At 69.2% G+C, this 18503-nt stretch carries 22 protein-coding genes; 10 read left to right on the top strand and 12 right to left on the bottom strand.

Translation table 11 applies throughout. The features are described from left to right. The 4 genes from JWQ81_RS10795 (at position 1) to JWQ81_RS10780 (ending at position 2458) form a co-directional block, all read left to right on the top strand. Positions 1–882 (top strand): alpha/beta hydrolase, encoded by an 882-nt coding sequence (locus JWQ81_RS10795; protein ID WP_297540201.1) that lies wholly within the window; start codon positions 1–3, stop codon positions 880–882. Between the two features lie 86 nt (positions 883–968). Further along, the gene (locus tag JWQ81_RS10790; RefSeq protein ID WP_297540200.1) at positions 969–1472 is read left to right on the top strand and encodes a VOC family protein; all 504 of its coding nucleotides are present in this window, start codon (positions 969–971) and stop codon (positions 1470–1472) included. Positions 1473–1528: 56 nt separating this feature from the next. After that, positions 1529–2116 (top strand): hypothetical protein, encoded by a 588-nt coding sequence (locus tag JWQ81_RS10785; protein WP_297540198.1) that lies wholly within the window; start codon positions 1529–1531, stop codon positions 2114–2116. A 192-nt stretch (positions 2117–2308) separates the two neighbouring features. After that, positions 2309–2458 (top strand): hypothetical protein, encoded by a 150-nt coding sequence (locus JWQ81_RS10780; protein WP_297540197.1) that lies wholly within the window; start codon positions 2309–2311, stop codon positions 2456–2458. Here JWQ81_RS10780 and JWQ81_RS10775 read toward each other — a convergent pair. The 4 genes from JWQ81_RS10775 to JWQ81_RS10760 are packed head-to-tail and all read right to left on the bottom strand — an operon-like array spanning position 2437 to position 6568. Beyond that, the gene (locus tag JWQ81_RS10775; RefSeq protein ID WP_297540196.1) at positions 2437–3108 is read right to left on the bottom strand and encodes a response regulator transcription factor; all 672 of its coding nucleotides are present in this window, start codon (positions 3106–3108) and stop codon (positions 2437–2439) included. The two genes, JWQ81_RS10780 and JWQ81_RS10775, sit on opposite strands and share 22 nt — an antisense overlap. Before the next feature lie 3 nt (positions 3109–3111). Further along, a complete protein-coding gene (locus JWQ81_RS10770; protein ID WP_297540194.1) occupies positions 3112–4536 on the bottom strand; it encodes an ATP-binding protein in 1425 nt (474 codons plus the stop codon). A gap of 27 nt (positions 4537–4563) precedes the next feature. Next, a complete protein-coding gene (locus JWQ81_RS10765) occupies positions 4564–5289 on the bottom strand; it encodes a glutamine amidotransferase (protein ID WP_297540192.1) in 726 nt (241 codons plus the stop codon). Continuing rightward, positions 5279–6568, bottom strand: a complete 1290-nt coding sequence (locus JWQ81_RS10760; RefSeq protein WP_297540190.1) for a MurT ligase domain-containing protein — start codon at positions 6566–6568, stop codon at positions 5279–5281. Before JWQ81_RS10760 ends, JWQ81_RS10765 begins: the two co-directional genes overlap by 11 nt. Positions 6569–6727: 159 nt before the next feature. Here JWQ81_RS10760 and JWQ81_RS10755 point away from each other — a divergent pair, with 159 nt between their 5' ends. Further along, positions 6728–7111: a BlaI/MecI/CopY family transcriptional regulator gene (locus JWQ81_RS10755; RefSeq protein WP_297540188.1), complete on the top strand. Its 384-nt coding sequence runs from the start codon at positions 6728–6730 to the stop codon at positions 7109–7111. A gap of 5 nt (positions 7112–7116) precedes the next feature. After that, on the top strand, positions 7117–8088 hold the full coding sequence (locus JWQ81_RS10750; protein ID WP_297540186.1) for a M56 family metallopeptidase: 972 nt from the start codon (positions 7117–7119) through the stop codon (positions 8086–8088). Here JWQ81_RS10750 and JWQ81_RS10745 read toward each other — a convergent pair. Together JWQ81_RS10745 and JWQ81_RS10740 are read right to left on the bottom strand one after the other, a co-directional pair. Continuing rightward, a complete protein-coding gene (locus tag JWQ81_RS10745) occupies positions 7990–8688 on the bottom strand; it encodes a polysaccharide deacetylase family protein (RefSeq protein ID WP_297540184.1) in 699 nt (232 codons plus the stop codon). The genes JWQ81_RS10750 and JWQ81_RS10745 overlap by 99 nt on opposite strands. After that, a complete protein-coding gene (locus JWQ81_RS10740; RefSeq protein ID WP_297540182.1) occupies positions 8685–9746 on the bottom strand; it encodes a glycosyltransferase in 1062 nt (353 codons plus the stop codon). Before JWQ81_RS10740 ends, JWQ81_RS10745 begins: the two co-directional genes overlap by 4 nt. A 213-nt stretch (positions 9747–9959) precedes the next feature. Here JWQ81_RS10740 and JWQ81_RS10735 point away from each other — a divergent pair, with 213 nt between their 5' ends. Both JWQ81_RS10735 and JWQ81_RS10730 read left to right on the top strand, forming a co-directional pair. Continuing rightward, positions 9960–10793 (top strand): IclR family transcriptional regulator, encoded by an 834-nt coding sequence (locus JWQ81_RS10735; protein WP_366942280.1) that lies wholly within the window; start codon positions 9960–9962, stop codon positions 10791–10793. 73 nt (positions 10794–10866) lie between these two features. Continuing rightward, entirely contained in the window at positions 10867–12564 is a 1698-nt protein-coding gene (locus JWQ81_RS10730) for an L-lactate permease (protein WP_297540177.1), read from the top strand. Here JWQ81_RS10730 and JWQ81_RS10725 read toward each other — a convergent pair. The 4 genes from JWQ81_RS10725 to JWQ81_RS10710 form a co-directional block, all read right to left on the bottom strand. After that, positions 12548–12820: a hypothetical protein gene (locus tag JWQ81_RS10725; protein ID WP_297540175.1), complete on the bottom strand. Its 273-nt coding sequence runs from the start codon at positions 12818–12820 to the stop codon at positions 12548–12550. The two genes, JWQ81_RS10730 and JWQ81_RS10725, sit on opposite strands and share 17 nt — an antisense overlap. A gap of 32 nt (positions 12821–12852) precedes the next feature. Continuing rightward, entirely contained in the window at positions 12853–13440 is a 588-nt protein-coding gene (locus tag JWQ81_RS10720; RefSeq protein WP_297540173.1) for a hypothetical protein, read from the bottom strand. Between the two features lie 10 nt (positions 13441–13450). Further along, on the bottom strand, positions 13451–14470 hold the full coding sequence (locus JWQ81_RS10715; RefSeq protein WP_297540171.1) for an acetamidase/formamidase family protein: 1020 nt from the start codon (positions 14468–14470) through the stop codon (positions 13451–13453). A gap of 81 nt (positions 14471–14551) precedes the next feature. Then, positions 14552–14701, bottom strand: coding sequence for a hypothetical protein (locus JWQ81_RS10710; protein WP_297540169.1), 150 nt, complete (start codon positions 14699–14701; stop codon positions 14552–14554). 16 nt (positions 14702–14717) lie between these two features. Between JWQ81_RS10710 and JWQ81_RS10705 the strand changes: the two genes are divergently transcribed. Both JWQ81_RS10705 and JWQ81_RS10700 read left to right on the top strand, forming a co-directional pair. Continuing rightward, positions 14718–15914 (top strand): glycosyltransferase, encoded by a 1197-nt coding sequence (locus JWQ81_RS10705; RefSeq protein WP_297540167.1) that lies wholly within the window; start codon positions 14718–14720, stop codon positions 15912–15914. A 9-nt stretch (positions 15915–15923) separates the two neighbouring features. Then, complete coding sequence (locus tag JWQ81_RS10700) at positions 15924–16616, top strand: methyltransferase domain-containing protein (protein WP_297540165.1); 693 nt, start codon at positions 15924–15926, stop codon at positions 16614–16616. On the opposite strand, the gene JWQ81_RS10695 is transcribed toward JWQ81_RS10700, so the two are convergent. Both JWQ81_RS10695 and JWQ81_RS10690 read right to left on the bottom strand, forming a co-directional pair. Continuing rightward, positions 16591–17385 carry an ABC transporter permease subunit gene (locus JWQ81_RS10695; protein ID WP_297540163.1) on the bottom strand — a complete coding sequence of 265 codons (795 nt, stop codon included), beginning with the start codon at positions 17383–17385 and terminating at the stop codon, positions 16591–16593. The genes JWQ81_RS10700 and JWQ81_RS10695 overlap by 26 nt on opposite strands. Before the next feature lie 5 nt (positions 17386–17390). Beyond that, a complete protein-coding gene (locus JWQ81_RS10690) occupies positions 17391–18341 on the bottom strand; it encodes an ATP-binding cassette domain-containing protein (protein WP_297540161.1) in 951 nt (316 codons plus the stop codon). Positions 18342–18503 lie beyond the last annotated feature (162 nt).

Genomic DNA, 18503 nt, shown 5'->3' with positions numbered 1-18503 from the left:
TTGACCGAAGTCATGACCAGGGTCAACGGCATCGACCTCTGTTACGAGACGTTTGGTGAGCCCTCGGCGCGTCCGCTGCTGCTCGTGATGGGGCTCGGCGGGCCGATGATCTGGTGGGACGACGAGTTCTGCGAGCAGCTCGTCGAACGCGGGTTCTTCGTCGTCCGCTTCGACAACCGCGACTGCGGGCGGTCGACCAAGATGCGCGGCCGCGGTTCGCTGCCCGGCGCGTACGTCCTGAGGTCCGCGCCGTACGCGTTGACCGACATGGCCGACGACGCGGTGGGGCTGCTCGACGTGCTGAACATTCCCGCGGCGCACGTCGTCGGGGCGTCGATGGGCGGGATGATCGCGCAGACCCTCGCCGTGCGCCATCCGTCGCGGGTGCGGTCGCTGACGTCGATCATGTCGACCACTGGCGCCCGGTTCGTCGGGCGGCCGAGTCTGCGGGCGGCGTCGATGCTGCTGTCGCGACGGCCGGACAGCCGGGACGCCTACCTCGACCTGATGGTCCGGACGTTCCGGGTCATCGGGTCGCCGGGGTTTCCGTTCGACGAGCCCCGGATGCGCAACCGGGCCGCGCGGACGTTCGACCGCGGGCTCAACCCCGGTGGCACGGCCCGGCAACTCGCGGCGATCATGTCTTCGCGCGACCGGGGTCCGCTGCTGCGGCGGCTGCGCGTTCCGGCGCTGGTCGTCCATGGTTCGCGCGATCCGCTGGTGCACCCGTCGGGCGGGCGGGCGACGGCGCGTGCGATCCCCGGCGCCGAGTTCGACCTGGTGCCTGGCATGGGTCACGACATGCCTCGCGAGGTGTGGCCGCGGCTGATCGACGGCATCGTGCGGACTGCCGACCGGGCCGAGGTAGGGACGCGGCCCTAAAACCTCTCGCCAGAAAACCTCTTGCGCGCGAGACAATACCGGCGTAGCTTTGCTCTTACCAGCCGAGCTAGAGGAAGTGGACGATCATGACCCTCGCCGCAAGCACCGTCGCCGAACTGACCGAGACCCGCGCGCGGTTGGCCGAACGCCACCTGCACCCGGCGTCGGAGCGCCCGGAGACCGCCGGCCGGGGGATCCACCACACGGCGTTGATCTCCAGCGACGTCGAGAAGACCATCGAGTTCTATCAGGACCTGCTGGGCTTCCCGCTCACGGAGATGTTCGAGAACCGGGACTACCCCGGGTCGACGCACTTCTTCTTCGACGTAGGCAACGGCAACGCGGTCGCCTTCTTCGACCTGCCGGGGCTGGACCTCGGTCCCTACGCCGAAGTGCTCGGCGGCCTGCACCACCTCGCGCTGTCGGTCACCCCCCAGCGGTGGGCGGAACAGCGCGCCCGCCTCGACGCGGCCGGCGTCAAGTACCAGGTGGAGAGCGAGAACTCGATCTACCTGCCCGACCCCGACGGCGCCCGTATCGAACTCATCTCGGACCAGCTCGGCGAGATGTACGGCGAAAAAATCGGCTGATCCCCGCACACGGATGGCCGAACTCACCTAACCTGTCCGCGACGGTTGGGAGACAGATGTCCGATTGGTTGCAGTCCCGCGCGAAGGCCAGGCTCGATCACCGCGAGCACCTCGACGAGCTGATAGCGCGAGCACGGTACGAAGTCCGTCTCCATCTGAACGAGCCACTCGAAGGTAGCCCGTACGACAACGTGGCCGACATCTTCGCGCTCGCGCACTACGAGTGTTCGCAGCTGCTCGACCATCAGCGCCTGCTGCCGAAGTGGGAGCGGTTCCTGTTGGCGCGCTACGCGAAGCGGCTGTATGGGAAGGCCGTGCTGGCGACCGTCAGCGACATCCCGCGCGAGAGCGGGTCGGAGCTGGCGGGGACGGTGCTGGCGAACGTCTTCCGCACCGAGATCGCCGGGCTCGTGCCCGATTCCGGCGACACCGGCGCGCAGTACGACCTCCAGGGGCGAGGTCTGCTCACGGTGTTCCGGCTGGCGATCGGGCCGCCCGGGGCGGTGTGGCCGGATCGCGAACTCGTCCAGACGACGTCCGCGCGCAACGTCCTGACCTGCTCGGACCGGTTCCTGCGGCGCACGCCGTGGCACGTGCTGTGGCCCGTCTACCGCGTCCGCGGCCTCCGCCTCTGGAAGCTCTGACCCCTTGGGCGCATTAGCGCCCCGCAACTCGCCGTCGAGTTGCGATCGTTGGACACACCAACCATCGCAACTCGCCGTCGAGTTGCGATGGTTGCGAACGTCACCTACCGCAACTCGACGGCGAGTTGCGGTTGAGGGCGTTCACAGCGGGGACTCAGGCTCCTCACAGTGCGGTGGCCTTAACTTGGCGTCATGACGACGGGTTCGGTGGTGGCGGTGCTCGCGCTGGGGTGTGCGCTGGTCGCCGTGCTCGTCTGGGGGTTCCGCCGCGTCGGTGACGGACCGCCCGTGACAGCCGTGCACCCGGACACCGAAAGCCGTCAGGACACCGAAAGCCGGTAACCGACCCCGCGCACGGTCTCGATGGTGTGCGTACCGAACGGCGTGTCGATCTTCCGACGCAGATAGCCGACGTAGACCTCCACGACGTTTTCGTCGCCGTCGTAGTGGGCGTCCCAGACGTGCGTGAGGATCTCGTTCTTGCTCAGCGCCGAACCCGCCCGCCGCAACAGGAACTCCAGCAGCCCGAACTCCCGCGCGGTCAGGTCGATCCGCTTCTGTCCCCTGTAGACGGTCCGGGCGGCCGGGTCGAGCCGCAGGTCACCCGAGCTGAGCACGGTCGGCCGGGCAGGCGCGCCGCGCCGGAGCAACGCGCGGAGCCTGGCGATGAGCACCACGAACGAAAACGGCTTGCTGAGGTAATCGTCGGCGCCGAGATCGAAGGCGTCGGCCTCGTCGTACTCGCCGTCCTTGGCTGTCAGCATCAGCACCGGCGTCCACTTCTGCGCCGCGCGCAGCCGCTTGAGCAGCTCGTACCCGGAGAACCCCGGCAGCATGATGTCCAGCACGATGACGTCGTAGTCGTGCTCGGTGGCGGCCCACAGCCCGTCCGGCCCGGTGTGGGCCATGTTGACGGTGAAACCCTCGGCCAGCAGGCCTTTCCGCAGGGTCTCGGCGAACTCGCGCTCGTCTTCGACGATCAGCAACCGCATGGTTCAGTCCTCCGGTTCGCCGAGCGGCAGCTCGATCGCGGGCAGCTCGATGACGAAGTGCGCGCCGGGATAACGCTCGTCGCCGACGTCGGCATACCGGGCGCTACCACCGTGCCTGGCCGCGATCCCGGCGACGATCGCCAGCCCCAGCCCGGTTCCGCCGTGCTGCCGCTGCCTGGACGCGTCGAGCCGCACGAACCGTTCGAACACGCGCTCCCGGTCTCCGGCAGGCACCCCGGGGCCGTCGTCGCTGACCTCGATCCGCGCGAACTCGCCGGACACCGTGCTCGCCACCCGGATCCGCCCCTGCGCGTGGTCACGAGCGTTGTCGACGAGGTTGCGCACCGCGCGCCGCAGCTGCGCCTCGCTGCCGCGGACCTTCGCCGGGCCCGCGCGAACTTCGATCTCGATCGGCGACCCGGCACGCACGCGCTCGGCCTCCGCGCGCACGATGTCGTCCAGGTCCACTTCGGTCGAGGACGGCCGGTCCGTCGTGTCGTCGGTCCTGGCCAGCACCAGCAGGTCGTCGACCAGCTCCCGCAACCGCGCGGTTTCCCGCGTCACCACGGGAATGAGCTCCTCGTGGCTGATCGTCTCCGGATGCTGGGTCGCGACGTCGAGCGCGGTACTGATGGTGGACAACGGCGACCGCAGTTCATGGCTCGCGTCGGCGACGAACCGGCGTTGCGCGGCTTGCGCCGAAGCGAGCCGCCCGAGCATGCCGTTGAGCGTGGTCGCGAGCCGATGGACCTCGTCGCGTCCGGGCGGCAGGCCGACCCGCGCGGTGAGGTCGCGGGTGGAGATTTCCGCGACCGTACGGCGCATCCGTTCGACCGGCCGCAGCGCCGAACCGACCGCGCGGTAGACGGCAAGCCCGGAAATCGCCAGCAGGGGCGCGGAAATCGTGGTCAGCAGTACAGTGAGCCGCGTCGACGCCTCGGTGACCGGCTCCAGCGAACGCGCGGAGATCACCGTGAACAGCCCGCCCGGCCCGGACACGCCACGGGAGACGACCCGGTACTCGTAGTCGTCGTTGTTCAACCCGAGGCTCAAGGTCTCGACCATCTCGCGGCCGGGTCCCGGACGGGCCGAAGTCACCGCGGGACGGCCCGCGATCGCGGGATCGCTGGCGATGGCGGCGCCGTTGCGGTCGAGCACCTGCGTGACGGCCTCGGTGTCCCCGGTGCTGGCGACCTCGCTCGCGCTCAAGTCCCGCGCGCCTTCCCTGGCGATCTGGATCGCGACCTGGCGACCGGTGCTGCGCGCGCTGTCGGTGATCGTCGTGTCGAGCGACTGCTCCAGCAGCACCACGACGATGATCCCGGCCGTGGCCAGCGCGAGCGCCAGCGCCACGATCGCGACGGCCGTGGTCCGCATCCGGACGCCGGTCCTCGCCAGCAGCCCGGGCACCACTCGTTCGCCTCTCATTCCTGCAGCCTAGGTGGGGTGCACAGCTCAGCGCGCCCGGCGGCCACTCGCGGCGGTAAGCCGTTCGTGTCGTAGCTGAGCGACCTCGACCAGCTCCAGTGGCGGAAGCGGGTAACCGAGCATGCGGCCGAGCAGGAGGTCGGCGAGTGCCGGGTTGCGCGCGAGCACCGGGCCGTGCAGGTACGTCGCGAGCACGTTGCCGGTGACCGCGCCCTCGGTGCCGTCACCGTTCCCGGTGCCGCGGACCACCTTGCCGAGCGGCTCGCTCGACGGGCCGAGCCGGCTCTGGCCGAGGTGGTTTTCGAAGCCGGTCAACGGCTCGGAATCCAGCGGCGGGAGCGCTGTCGCGACCAGTTCGGCGACAGCGCGTTTCTCGCCCGGTTCGGTGCGGACGTCGAGCAGCCCCAGTCCTTCGTGGACGACGTTGTCGGTCCCGCGGAACCGGGTGCCCAGCAGCTGCAGGCCGGCGCAGACACCGAGCACGACCGCGCCGTTCGCGACCGCGCGCCGGACACCCGGGTACTTGCGGAGATGGTCGGCGGCCAGGGCTTGCGCGTCGTCCTCGCCACCGCCGAGCAGGTAGATGTCCAATGTGGACGGCACGGGCTCACCGAGACGGACCTCCACCACCTCCGCCTCGAAGCCCCGCCACTCGAGCCGCTTGGCCAACACCGTGGCGTTACCGGAATCACCATACGTACCAAGCACTTCGGGCAGCAGGAGGCCGATCCGGGCGGTCGACTCACCGGCCACTGTCAAACCTGCCCACGAGCTCTCTGAACGCCGTGTAGTTCGCGACCAGCTCCACCGACCCGGCACGGAGCGCGTCGATGGCCCGCACCGGGTCGGGGACCCACTGGTGCGGGACGTCGGCGTACCGCAGCCGCACGGCGAGGTCCGCCGAACGCTCACCCGCGGCGACGACGTGCCGTCCGCGCAGGCGCTCGAACGGGACGTCCCACAGCCAGGACAGGTCGCGGCCGTCGGCTTCCCTGCCGTTCACCGCGACCACGACCGGCGCGTCGTCGGCCAGCACCGGCAGCGTTTCCGCCCAGCCGGCCGGGTTCTTGGCGAGCATCAGGTGCACCGAATGCCGGGGCCGCTGGATCGTGCGGTACCGCCCGCCGATGTCGGAAATGGTCCGGAGCCGGGCGATCGCGAGGTGCGGTGGCACGCCGACACTGTCCGCCACAGCCAGCGCGAGCGCGGCGTTCGCGCGGTTCGCGTCACCGGGCAGGCGCAGGTCGAGATCGATCACACTGCCGTGAGGCGTCGACAACAGGTCACCGGTGAGCGACCAGGAAGGCACCGGCCTGGCCAGGCCGCATGCGCAACTCCAGTACTCGAGGACATGCTCCACGGCTTGGCCGCAGCGGGGGCAGGACACCGAGTCCTCACGCCAGAGCTGTCCGGTGCTGACCCAGACCGGGTGCGCGGCGCCCATCGCGGCAGACGTCACGAGCACGTCGTCGCAGTTGGCGACGACGACGGAGTTCGGCAGCGCCTCGATCGCCGCACGCAGGTCACGCTCGGTGCCGCGGACTTCACCGACGCGGTCGAGCTGGTCGCGGCTGAGGTTGAGCAGCACCACGGCCGCCGGTTGGATCTGCTGAGCGACCCACGGCACGTAGGTTTCGTCGACTTCGAGCACGGCGTACGGCGCCTCGGGGCTCGCGGTCAGCGCCGCGAGCACGCCGTCGGGCATGTTCGCGCCGTCGGTGTTGGACGCGACCTGCGCCAGCGCTTCGAGCGCACGGCTGAGCATGAGCGACGTCGTCGTCTTGCCGTTCGTACCGGTCACGAGGACAACCGTGCGATCGCGGGCGAGACGGCGAAGGGCGCGGGGGTCGAGCTTGAGCGTCACGCGGCCGCCGATCATCCCGCCGCTGCCGAGGCCGGCGTTGCGCGACAGCCAGGCCGTCAGGTTTCCCGCGGCGACGGAAGCCCTGGTACGGAAGGGAAGTTTCGAACCGGGGGCCCGAAAGCCGGGCAGGCTCGCTCGGTCAGGACGGACAGGGCTGCCTGTGGTCACCGGTGCGCCACACCTTTCTCCCGGGCGGGAACGGAGTTCTCCCGCAACTGGGGCCCACCGTGCGCCACTGCCGCTGTGAGGACACTGAGAGCGCACGTCGGCCAGGTGCGTGGCCCTCGGGGCCTTTGGTGACCCACTACACACGTGTAGATTGAGCGCGTGGTGAGGCAGGTAGGCGGGCACGCGCGGCGGGCTCCCGGCGAGCTGGAGGCCGAGGTGCTGGCGGCCTTGTGGCGCGCGGGAAAACCGGTCGGCGCCGCCGAAGTCAAGGACAGCCTCGACGGTGACCTGGCTTACACCACGGTCGTCACCATCCTTTCCCGCCTGCACGAAAAGGGCGTCGCCGTGCGCGACAAACAGGGCCGCTCGTTCCTGTACTCACCGGTGGACGACGAAGCCGGGCTGGCCGCGCGGCGGATGCGCAAGGTGCTCGACAACGAGCCTGACCGCGTCGGCGTGCTCGCGAGTTTCGTCTCGCATCTGTCCGAAGCGGACGAAAAGTTGTTGCGGCAGCTCTTGCACGACAACGAAACCATCGGCTGAACCCGGTGGACCCCGACACTTTCCTGCCGCTGCTGCTCCCGTTGGCGGCGTGGCCGGTCAGCCGGTTCGCGGCGCCGAAGCTGCCCCCGAGGTTCGCCAGCTGGCTGCTGGGCGTCACCGGCGTGACACTCGCTGTCGGCAGCACGGCGTCGTTGCTACTGCTCACTTTCGCCAGCTTGTTCGCGATTCCGCCGATCAACGGTGTCGCCGCATGGCCGGCCGGCGTCAGCTGCGGGATCGCGCTCGCCTGGATCGGCGGCTCGTTGGTCCGGACAGTGTTGCGTTATCGACGCTGGTCACGCGGGCTGCACAGCGAACTCGACAGCCACAGCCGTGAGCCTGGAATTGTCGTGCTGCCAGGGTTGGAACCGCTGGCCGTGGCGATTCCGGGGCGTGGCGGGCGGATCGCGATTTCCAGCGGCATGCTCGCCCTGCTGAACCCGGACGAACGGTGCGCACTCCTGGCCCACGAACGCGCCCATCTGCGGTGCCGCCATCACCTCTTCCTCGGCGCCATCGCGTTGGCGGGCCTGCTGAACCCGCTGATCAGGCCGCTGCGACCGGCCACGGTGTTCGCGCTGGAACGCTGGGCCGACGAGGTCGCAGCCGAGCGGGTCGGCAGCCGGAAAGTAGTGGCATCGGCGGTGGCCAAGGCGGCGCTAGCTTCGCAGGAGACGACGTCGTTCGCACTCGCCGGCGCCGGTGGTCCGGTACCTCAACGGGTGTCTGCACTGCTCAGCGCCCCTTCCGCGAGGCGCTCCCGCTGGCTGTCCATGGCCGGGGCCGGCGCGGCTGTCGTGCTCGTCGTCAGCGGCTGGTCCATGCAGGTCGTCGTCGAATCGGCGACTGACCTGCAAATCTCGCTCGAGGTCTGCCCGTCAGCGCATGCCATGCTCGGACAGCGGGCCGACGCTCAGCCCGCGCGAGCGGCATTCCTCCAGCAGCAATGGAAGTGCCCCCAGCGTCGACTTCCATGAGCCGACGCTCGCCGCGACATCAGAGTCGTGTAGCAGGATCGTGCCGCCACCGCGCAGGCGGCGGTTGACGGTGTCGAATACCGTGCGCGGAGTCGCGCGACTAGTCCAGTCGAAGCCCCAGCACGTCCAGAGCACCGGAGTCAGGCTGAGCCGACGCGCGGCGACCAGCGACGCTGCGCTGAACACCCCGTAAGGCGCTCTGACCCAGCGCGGAGTGACGCTGGTTGTTCGTTCGATGAGGTCTACGCCCCTGGCGAGGTCGTCGTAGGTGGCACGAGGACCTCGCCGCAGCAGGCAGCGGTGGTCCCAGCCGTGCAACGCGATCTCGTGCCCCGCACCGACGATGTCCGCACCGAGCCCCGGTGTCCGCGCGAGTTCCGAGCCCAGCACGAAAAACGTCGCGCGCACGTGGTGTTCGGCCAGCAGCCGCAGGAAATGCGGGGTCGACCGCGGATGCGGACCGTCGTCGAAGGTGAGGGCCACGTGCCCCGGTTCGCCCTGCCCGGCCAGCCCGCCGGGCCGCAGGGCCGGAACGAACGCGGCCGCGGGCGCGGCGTGGGCCAAGCCGAGCGCGGCCAGCCCGGCGAGCGCACGCTTCATCCCGCGATCCGTTCGGGGACTTCCTCGGAGATCTTCTCAGGGATCTTCTCGGGGATTTCTTTGCGGGTCACCGTGATCGCCCAGTTCAGCGCCTCGGGCAGGTCGGCTTGGTCCCGGACCCACGGCACCACCCCCGCCGCGTCGAGCACCTCGGCGTTCGCGCGGCCGTGGCCCGGCAGACTCCGGTACGTGAGCACCGGGAGTCCACTGCCCAACGCCTCGTACGTGGTCAGCCCGCCGGCGTTCTGCACGACGAGGTCGCAGGCCCGCATCAGTTCCGGCATCTCTTTGACCCAGCCGAAAACGTGCCCGACTCCGGCGTCGGCGAGCTTGGCACGCAAGGCGTCGTTCCGGCCGCAGACGACCACCGGCTCGACGGGGCCGGACGCGGCGATGTCGACGGCGATCCGTTCGACCTCACCGATGCCCCAGGATCCGCACAGCACCAGCGCCAGCCGTCCCTCGGCCGGCAGGCCGAACTTCCGCCGCAGGTCAGCCCGCTCAAGGTCGCCGGTGACCGGACGGAAACCCGGGGCGACAACGGGATCCGAGACGATCGTCCACAGCGCGCCGAGCCGTTGGGCCTGCTCCCGCGCAATTTCGTTGGGCGCGATGTGCAGGTCCGCGTGCCGGGACACGCAAAGCCGGTGCACGGCCGGGTCGGTCAGGTAGACAGCGAATGGCGCTTCGAGGCTGCCGCGTCGCTTGAGCTGCGCGAGCGCGTGCGTCGCAAGTGGATATGTCGACACAACCAGCGAGACGTCCTGGGTAAGCACCTTGCGCAGCTCACGGCCGGCCAGCGTGGCGAACCGTCGGGCCGCAGTGGACAGCGGCGGTGAGCCGAGCGCGCCGAGTAACCAGTCCCAGCTACGCGGCGCGACTTGCAGTTGCCGGTGGTAGCTGTCGCAAAGGAGCTGACCGAGGCGGCCGGGCAGCAGATCGAGGAAGTCGTAGCGGTCGACCTGCCGGCCGCGGGCGGTGTACCTGCGCGCGAGTTCTTCGGCCGCGCCGTCGTGCCCCGCGCCGACCCGCGCCGACACGATCACGATCCGCTCCATGACTTCCTCCACTACTACAGGGCTGTAGTAGTTCTACACGATCGTAGATTCAAGGGCGCGCGGTGATCACCAAACGTGAGTTCTTTTTGAACTTGAATTAAGACCTTCCCTATCAAAGGTCGGAGCTGTTAACGTCACCACACCGCTGGATGGGCACCCATACCACTCAGCGGGACATAGGTCTGATGTATGTCTCCTGACGTACATCTGCTGATGTATGTCTCCGACGGGAAAGGACGGCAGGCCGTGAACAACACCGAAGTCGGGCTCAGCCAGAGCGGCACCCTTGAACGCGGCCTCGCCGTGCTCGAACATGTAGGACGCTGCCAGGAAATCTCCACGAACGCCATAGCCCGCCAGCTCGGGCTCTCGAGGAGCGCCGCGTACCGCATCGTCGGCACCCTCAAGAACCTCGACTACCTCGAAGCCGACCACGTCACCGGGCGCATCCGCCTCGGCACGCGGCTCGTCGAGCTGGGCGTCCGCGCGATGTCCGCGACCGATCTGCACCGCTGCGCGCCGCGCTATCTCAGCACGCTCGCGGACGAGTCCGGCGAAACGACGTATCTCGCCGTCCCCGACAACGACGCCATGGTCTACGTCGCGACCAAGCAGAGCGGCGGCCCCAGCGCGGTGACGCTGGCCTGCCGGCTCGGCACCCGCCGCCCGCAGCACGCGACGTCGCTCGGCAAGGCCTGGCTCGCCGCGCTGCCCGAGCACGACCGTGCGGAACGCGTCCGCCGGATGCGGCTGGACCCCCTCACCAGCAACACCATCGTCGATCACGAACGCCTGCTCGACGAGCTGACCGCGACCAGCGAGCGCGGCTGGGCGATCGACGACATCGAGAACGAACCCGACGTCGGCTGCGTTGCCGCGGTCGTCCGGGACCATTCCGGCGATCCGGTCGGCGCGATCAGCATCGCCGGCCCGGCCAGTCGGGTCCTGGTGCGGCTCGAGGACCTCGGCTCGCGGGTCGCCGCCGGTGCCGCGGCGTTGTCACTGCGGCTCGGGTACGTGCCCGCGTCTTTCCAGAAGACCGCGTAAGCGCTTACATCGCCCGGCCGAAACACTCGCACCATCCACGAAGACACCATCCACGAAGACAAAGGGGTTGACCGTGGGCTGGATCCAGGACTACCAGCCGGCGGGTGGCTTGTGGCTCTCCGCGCTGCTAGCCGCCCTGCCGATCATCGTGCTGCTGGTCAGCCTCGGGGTACTGAAACGGTCGGCACACCTGTCGGCCGGGCTCGCGCTGGTCACGGCGCTCGCGGTGGCGCTGTTCCTGTACCGCATGCCGGTCGGGCTGGCGTTCGACTCCGCGGCCATGGGCGTGGTGTTCGGCGTGTGGTCGGTCGCCTGGATCGCGTTCAACGCCGTGTACTTCCACAACATGACCGTGGCGACCGGCCGGTTCGACAACATCAAGACCGTGCTCGCCGGGTTCAGCGAGGACCGCCGCCTGCAGGCGCTGCTGATCGCGTTCGGCTTCGGCGCGCTGCTCGAAGGCGTCGCGGGCGGCGGCTCCCCGATCGCGATCACCGCGGCGATGATGGCCGCGCTCGGGTTTCCGCCGGTCAAGGCCGTGGTGCTGGCGTTGCTGGCGAACACCGCGCCGGTGGCGTTCGGTGGCCTCGGCAACCCCCTGATCGTGCTCGGCCGGATCACCGCGCCGATCGTCGGGCTCAAACCGGACCACGCGACCGACCTGTTCACCGCGATGGTCGGCCGCCAGGTCCCGATACTGGCGCTGATCATCCCGGCGTTCCTGATCGTCGTGCTCGCCGGCTGGAAGCGCATGGTCGAGGTGTGGCCCGCGGTGCTGACCGCCGGGCTGGCGTTCGCCGCGATGCAGTTCGTCGCGTCCAACTACATCAGCCCGAGCCTGGTCGACGTCATGGCGGCGCTGACCGGCATGGCCGCACTGTGGGTGCTGACCCGGTTCTGGCAGCCGAAGACGGTGTGGCGGTTCGACGGCGAGGAGCCGACGGCCCCCAAGGTGCCCGAAAGCGTTGGCGCGGCGGCGAAACCGGCCCACGGCGCGCTATACGCCTGGACGCCGTACGTCATCCTGATCATCGCGATCTTCGCCTCGCGGATCGGCAGCATCTTCACGCACCTGCCGACCTGGCTCGACCTGAGCAAGCTGCTGCACAAGGCCGACTGGATCTTCGCGTGGCCGGGGCTGAACAAGGAGGTCATCCAGCACGCGCCGATCACCGCGAAGAACACGCCGTACGCGGCGAGTTTCACGTTCGACTTCCTGTTCTCGCCGGGCACCATCGCGCTGATCGCGGCGATCATCGCCGGTCTGGTGATGGGCGCGACGCCGGGGAAGCTGCTGGCGACCTACCGCAAGACGATGTACCAGATGCGCTGGGCCGCGTTCACCATCTTCATGATCCTGGCGATCGCGTTCGTGATGAACTACTCCGGCGCCACGCAGACCCTCGGCCTCGCACTGGCCACCACCGGCGCGGTGTTCCCGCTGTTCTCGGCCTACATCGGCTGGCTCGGTGTGTTCCTCACCGGCTCGGACGCGTCGACGAACAGCCTGTTCGGGCCGATGCAGGTCATCTCGGCGCAGCAGCTGCACATCAGCCCGATCCTGGCCGGCGCCACGAACACGTCCGGCGGAGTGATGGGGAAGATGATCTCACCGCAGAACCTGTCGATCGGCGCGACCGCGATCGGGCAGAGCGGTAAGGAAGGCTCGTTGCTGCGTCAGACTTTCCTGTGGTCCCTGGCGCTGACCGGGGTCGTCGGGATCATCTCGCTGCTGCAGTCGACGATCCTGTCGTTCATGGTCCCGCAGTAACCGCCGATCCGGTGACGGTGACGGCGTCGCGGCTCATCGCGAGCGCGCCGACGGGGTCCGTCGCGGCGACGGTGAGGCCGTCCGCCTTGAGCAGTTCGACGATCATCGCGGCCGCGTTTCGCCGCCCGGCCGCGCTCGCGCCCATCACCAGGGTCAGCCCGACTCCGGCGGGGCTCCGGCTCACCCGGAACGAGGTCTTCCGCACCGAACGCAGGGCATGGGCTACTCGTTCTTCCTCAACCAGTTCGGGAGTCATCCTCGAAGTCTCCCGCCATCGGGCGGCTTTGCCTAATCCCCGCCGAGCGGCGACCCCCGCCAACGCCAGCCCGTCTGCCTTCCACGGCCGGGGAGCTGGACCCGGTCGGTGGCCCAAAGCAGCGCTGTCCAAGCGTCGACGTCCTCGTTGACCTGCGGAAACATCCGCGCGAGCACGCGAGCGCACACGTCACGCGGCGGATCGAGGGCGACGCCGAGGCCGCGCGCGATGTCTTCACCGTGGACGAGGGCCTCGACACAGCCCATGGCGGCGAAACCTTCGGGGTCGGCGATGCCGCTCGGGTGATAGGCCCGGGCGTCCGCGGGCGCGCCGCGGACCGTCGCCGCGAGAATGCCGCCCCCGGCCCTGGCGAACTCAAGCACTTGGGCTGAGGTGGCTTCCTTGTCCGCGAACGCTTCGAACCGGACATAACCGTCAACCTGTCGAGTCGCGAGCTGAGCGGCATAGGACAGCAGGCAGTCGCCCAGGTGCTCCGCGGTCTGCCACGCGGTGAGCTCGCCGGTGCCGGGAACGGAGGACCAGTCACGCAACGTGACGGGTTGGAGCGCGACGTCCACCGCGACGAGCGCGACGTCCAGGTCTTCGGCGGTGACGGTCACGACGTCCTCCTCAGCGTTCGGCCAGATAGGAGCGGGCGGTTTCCCGGAGCCTGGAGTGCAGGCCGTCGTACGGCCGCGCGGCGCCGAGGATCGACGACGGGAGCTTGGCGACCATCGTGTAGTTGGTGTCCACGACGTTGCCGACCGGCGCGAGCCCGGCCTGGCTGACCAGCTGCAGCGCGTCGAGCGGGTCGAGACCCAGCAGCTCGGCCGTCCAGCCGACCAGGTCGTGCTGGCTGATCCGGTACGCGTCCTCCAGCGGGCGCACCGAGCCGGTCGACATGACGAACTCGTCGCTTTCCAGCCGCGGCCAGGCGAGTTGGGCGTCCTTGACGACGTCGACGACGATCACCGTTTCCATCGCGGCCTCGACAGCGGTGCCGCAGACCTCGCCTTCGCCCTGGCGGCAGTGCCCGTCGCCGATCGCGAGCATCGCGCCCTCGACGTTGACGGGGAGGTAGATCGTGGTGCCGGCGCGCAGCTCCGGCGTGTCCATGTTGCCGCCGTGGGCGGCCGGGGTGATCGACATGACGACCTCGCCCGCGGCCGGCGCGACGCCGACCGTGCCGTGCATCGGGTCGAGCGGCAGATCGACCTCGAACTCGCTGCGGCGGGCCCGATAGCGGACCACCCCGCGTTCGACGTCGACGTCGTACATCCACACGACCTCGTCCAGCGGCGGGTGGAGCATCGCCGTGCTGTGCGTGGTGGTCAACGCGCCGAAGTGCGGGAACGTCGTCGACACCGCCCAGTCGCGCCGGGGCCGGATGTCGGCGAAGTGCACGGCCAGCAGGTCACCCGGCTCCGCGCCGGCCACGTGGATCGGGCCGGTGACCGGGTTGAGCCGCGGGAAGTCGCACACGCGGCTCGGCAGGTCGTCCACGCCGCGCACCCGGCCGCCGAAGCAGTCCTCCGTGGTGAGCTCGACGACCGTGCCGGGCTCGATGCGCAGAAGTGGTTCGCCACCACCGAAAACGTACCGCAACTGGTCCGGCGACGGATCCAGCCGCCGCACCGTCAAGTCGCTCAAGTCACCCTCCGTCCGTGGTTTCCTTCAAGGCAACCTAACGCTAGTCGCCAAAGCCGTGGAACCACTTCGCACCTGCGCGGCTCACTTCAGTTCCAAGGCCGCAAGCTCTGGGTGACGACGTTCGAGGTCGTCACCCTCTACGACCACGTGCCGCAGGTGCGCGAACTGCTCGACAGCGTCCGGGAAATCGGTTGAGCTACCGGGCCGCGCCGCGGTAGCCTGCGCGCTCATCCCGAAAGGACCTCCGGTGCGCATTCTGTTCACGTTCGCCGGCGGAAACGGCCATCTCCAGCCGCTGCTCCCCATTGCGCACACTGCCGAAACCGCCGGGCACACGGTCGCGTTCGCCGGACAGCCGGCGTTGGCCGGGATGGTTTCCGACGCCGGGCACCGGTTCTTCCCCACCGGTGGTGACACTTTCGGCGCACGCGAACGACGTCCGCTGCTGGAGTTGGACGCCGAACGCGAGCAGCGGGATCTCCGCGAGGGCTTCGCGCGCCGCACGGCCCCGGAACGCGCCGGCCTGATCAACGCCGTGTGCGCCGAGTGGAAACCGGACCTGCTCGTCTGCGAAGAGGTCGACTTCGGGGGCGTCGTCGTCGCCGAAAGCCTCGGTCTGCCACACGCCTCCGTGCAGGTTACCGCTGCGGGATCATTGGTACGCAAGGAAACCGTCGCGGAACCGCTCAACGATCTGCGGGCCGACTACGGGCTCGCGCCGGATCCCGAACTCGAGATGCTCGGCCGTCACCTCGTCCTGTCGCCGTTCCCGCCGAGCTTCCGGGATCCGGGTTTTCCGCTCCCCGCCACCGCGCACTCGATCCGCACGCACCTCGCCGGTCCGGCGACGAGCGAAGTCACGCCGCGGTGGCTCGACGACCTGACCGACGTGCCGACGGTCTACTTCACCCTCGGCACGGTGTTCAATACCGAGTCCGGGGACCTCTTCCCGCGAGTCCTCAATGGACTACGGGAGCTGCCGGTGAACCTCGTCGTCACGGTCGGACCGCATATCGACCCGGCCGAGTTCGGGCCGCAGCCCGCGAACGTCCACATCGAACAGTACGTCACTCAGTCGCTTCTGTTGCCGCGCTGCGACATCGTCGTCTCGCACGGCGGATCGGGCAGCGTGATGGGCGCCCTCGCGCACGGCCTGCCACTGGTACTGGTCCCGATGGGCGCCGACCAGCCGGAGAACGCGGAACGGTGCGCCGCACTCGGCGTCGGCCGCGTACTCGACGCCGTCCGCGTGGCGTCGGAAACCGTGCGCGATACGGTGTCCGACGTACTCGAAGTCCCGTCCTACCGCGACGCCGCCGAGCGAATCCGCGACGAGATGGCAGCCCTGCCCGGCCCCGAGACCGCCATTCCCCTACTGGAAGCCCTAGGCAAAATGGCGGTGGGAAGTGTCGAACCGGGGGCCCCCTGGTACGGAACACACTAGGATCGGGGCGTGGCGGAACTGGTCGGTGACGGGCGTCTTGAGCGGTCTTCCGTGGTGGCCAACAACGCGATGAACCGAACCCGCCGGCTGGCCGGACGGGACGGGTATTCGCGGGTTCTCGGTCTCGACATCGCCGCGTTGATCACGGCCAGGCTCGCCGAGGCGGGCACGTTCCGCTGGCTGGATCTGTGCTGCGGCAGTGGAAAGGCGCTCGTCGACGCTGCCCGAGCGCTGAACGCGACGGGGTTGGCCATCACCGGCGTCGATCTCGCGGGGTACTTCACCGCTGACGTCCCCGCGCAGGTCGACCTGCTGACGACGTCGATCACCACCTGGACACCCACGCACAGTTTCGACCTGATCACCTGCGTCCACGGCCTGCACTACATCGGGGACAAGCTGGGCGCGCTCGCCAAAGCGGCTTCCTGGCTGGCCGCGGACGGACTGTTCGTCGCCAACTTCGACACGTCCGGCGTACGGCTCTCGGACGGTTCCCCGGGAGGTCGGCGACTGTCCGCCGCGTTGCGTCAGACCGGTTTCGACTACGACGCCCGCAACCGGCGTATACGCCGCGAGGGGCACGCGACGGTCGGTTTTCCGTTCCGCTACCTCGGCGCGGACGAGCGGGCCGGCCCGAACTACACCGGCCAGCCCGCCGTCCACTCGTACTACGAGATCAGCCGGAGTCTCGGCTCTTCATGACCGAATACGCCGTCATGAGCAGTACGCCCACCCAAACCGCCAAGATCGCGAAGGCCGCGCCGGGGGCGAGGTAGGTGGCCGACGTGTGGTCCAGCTGCGCGGAACTCAGGTTCGACGCGGCGGAATCCGGCAGGTACGCCAGAATGTTGTGCCGCACCCAGGTCGGCAGCAGGCCGCTGACGATGACCGGCGCGAAGATCAGCCCGATCGACGTCGCGATGGCACCGGCGGCGCTGCGCAGCAGGATGCCCAGCGACATGGCGATCAGGCTGAAGGCCGCCACGGCCAGGCCCCAGCCGAGCAGGCCGCGCACGACCCCGGGGCTGCCGAGCCCGGCGCTGGGAACGCCATATCCCCGGAGAACCGCCTGTCCGGCAAAGAAAGCGATGGCCGTGTAGACCAGACCGCTGACGAACGACAGCACCATGACGACAGCACCCTTCGCCACCAGCACGCGGGCACGCCGCGGGGTGACGGACAACGTCAGCTGCATCATCCCGCTCGCGTACTCGGCCGAAACGACCAGCACACCGAGCACCGCGAACAGGATCAGCCCCAGGTTGACCCCGACCAGGCTGGTGCCCGCCGCGTCGAAGTTCGTCCGCTGGTCCACGGAGAGCTTGTCGAACTGCGACGCGGCGGCGAACGTGAACAGCACGGACAGCCCGACGCTGACCACCAGTGCGATCCCCAGCGTCAACCAGGTAGACCGGACCGTCCGGAGCTTGGTCCATTCCGAACCGACAGTGCCGAGCAGGCTCGGTTTCATGGTCTTCACTTCCCTTCGGGCGTGAGTGCCCGCAACGGTTCGGCGACTTCGGGTGCGCCCGAGGAGTACTGGACGCTGTCACGGGTGATGTCCATGAACGCCGCTTCCAGGCTCGCGCGCTTGGGCGTGAGCTCGTGCAGTCCGACCCCCATGACGCGCGCGAGATCCCCGATCTCCGGGGCGTCCATGCCGACGACGTGCAGCGCGCCGTCCTCCTCGGCGGTCACGGTCGCGCCGATCGCGTGCAGCCCTTCGACCAGCTCGGCGACCTGCGGGGAGACGACCCGGACGTGGCTACGCCCGCTGCCGCGGGTCAGTTCGGCGATCGGCATGTCCGCGATGAGCTTGCCGCGGCCGATCACGAGCACGTGCTCGGCCGTCTCCTCCATCTCGTTCATCAGATGGCTCGAGACGAACACTGTCCGGCCTTCGGCGGCCAGCTTCCGCATGAGCGTGCGGATCCAGTAGATGCCTTCGGGGTCGAGGCCGTTGACGGGCTCGTCGAGGATCAGCACCGGCGGGTCGCCCAGCAGAGCCGTCGCGATGCCGAGCCGCTGGTACATACCCAGGGAAAACGCGCCGACCTTCTTGCCCGCGACCTCGGTGAGCCCGACGACGTCGAGCACCTCGTCGACCCGCTTGCGCGCGATGCCGCCGGCCTGCGCGATCCACGTCAGGTGGCTACGCGCGGACCGGCCGCCGTGCACGGCCTTGGGATCGAGCAACGCGCCGACCTCGTGCATCGGCGCGGGCAGGTCCCGGTATGCCTTGCCGTTGACGGTCACCGAGCCGGCACTGGGCCGGTCCAGCCCGAGGATCATGCGCATGGTGGTGGACTTGCCTGCCCCGTTCGGCCCCAGGAAACCCGTGACGACCCCGGGTTTCAGGTCGAACGACAAGCCGTCGACCGCCGTTGTGCCCCCATACCGTTTCGCCAGACCGTCCGCTCGGATCATCGCAGCTCCCCACCTCGATTGCACCTGAGGACAGCGAACCCCCTTGGCGGATTGCTTTTCTAGCGCGAAAAGAGGGCGACCGGTGCAACTAAAGTTGCGGGAAGTAGAAACGCCGGCGGGCCTTGGAGGCAGCCGCCGGCGCTTCGATTCAGTGAAGTCTGG

Origin of the sequence: Amycolatopsis sp., assembly GCF_025464955.1 — a bacterium.
Taxonomy (GTDB): domain Bacteria; phylum Actinomycetota; class Actinomycetes; order Mycobacteriales; family Pseudonocardiaceae; genus Amycolatopsis.
This window is presented reverse-complemented; position numbering and strand designations above follow the sequence as displayed.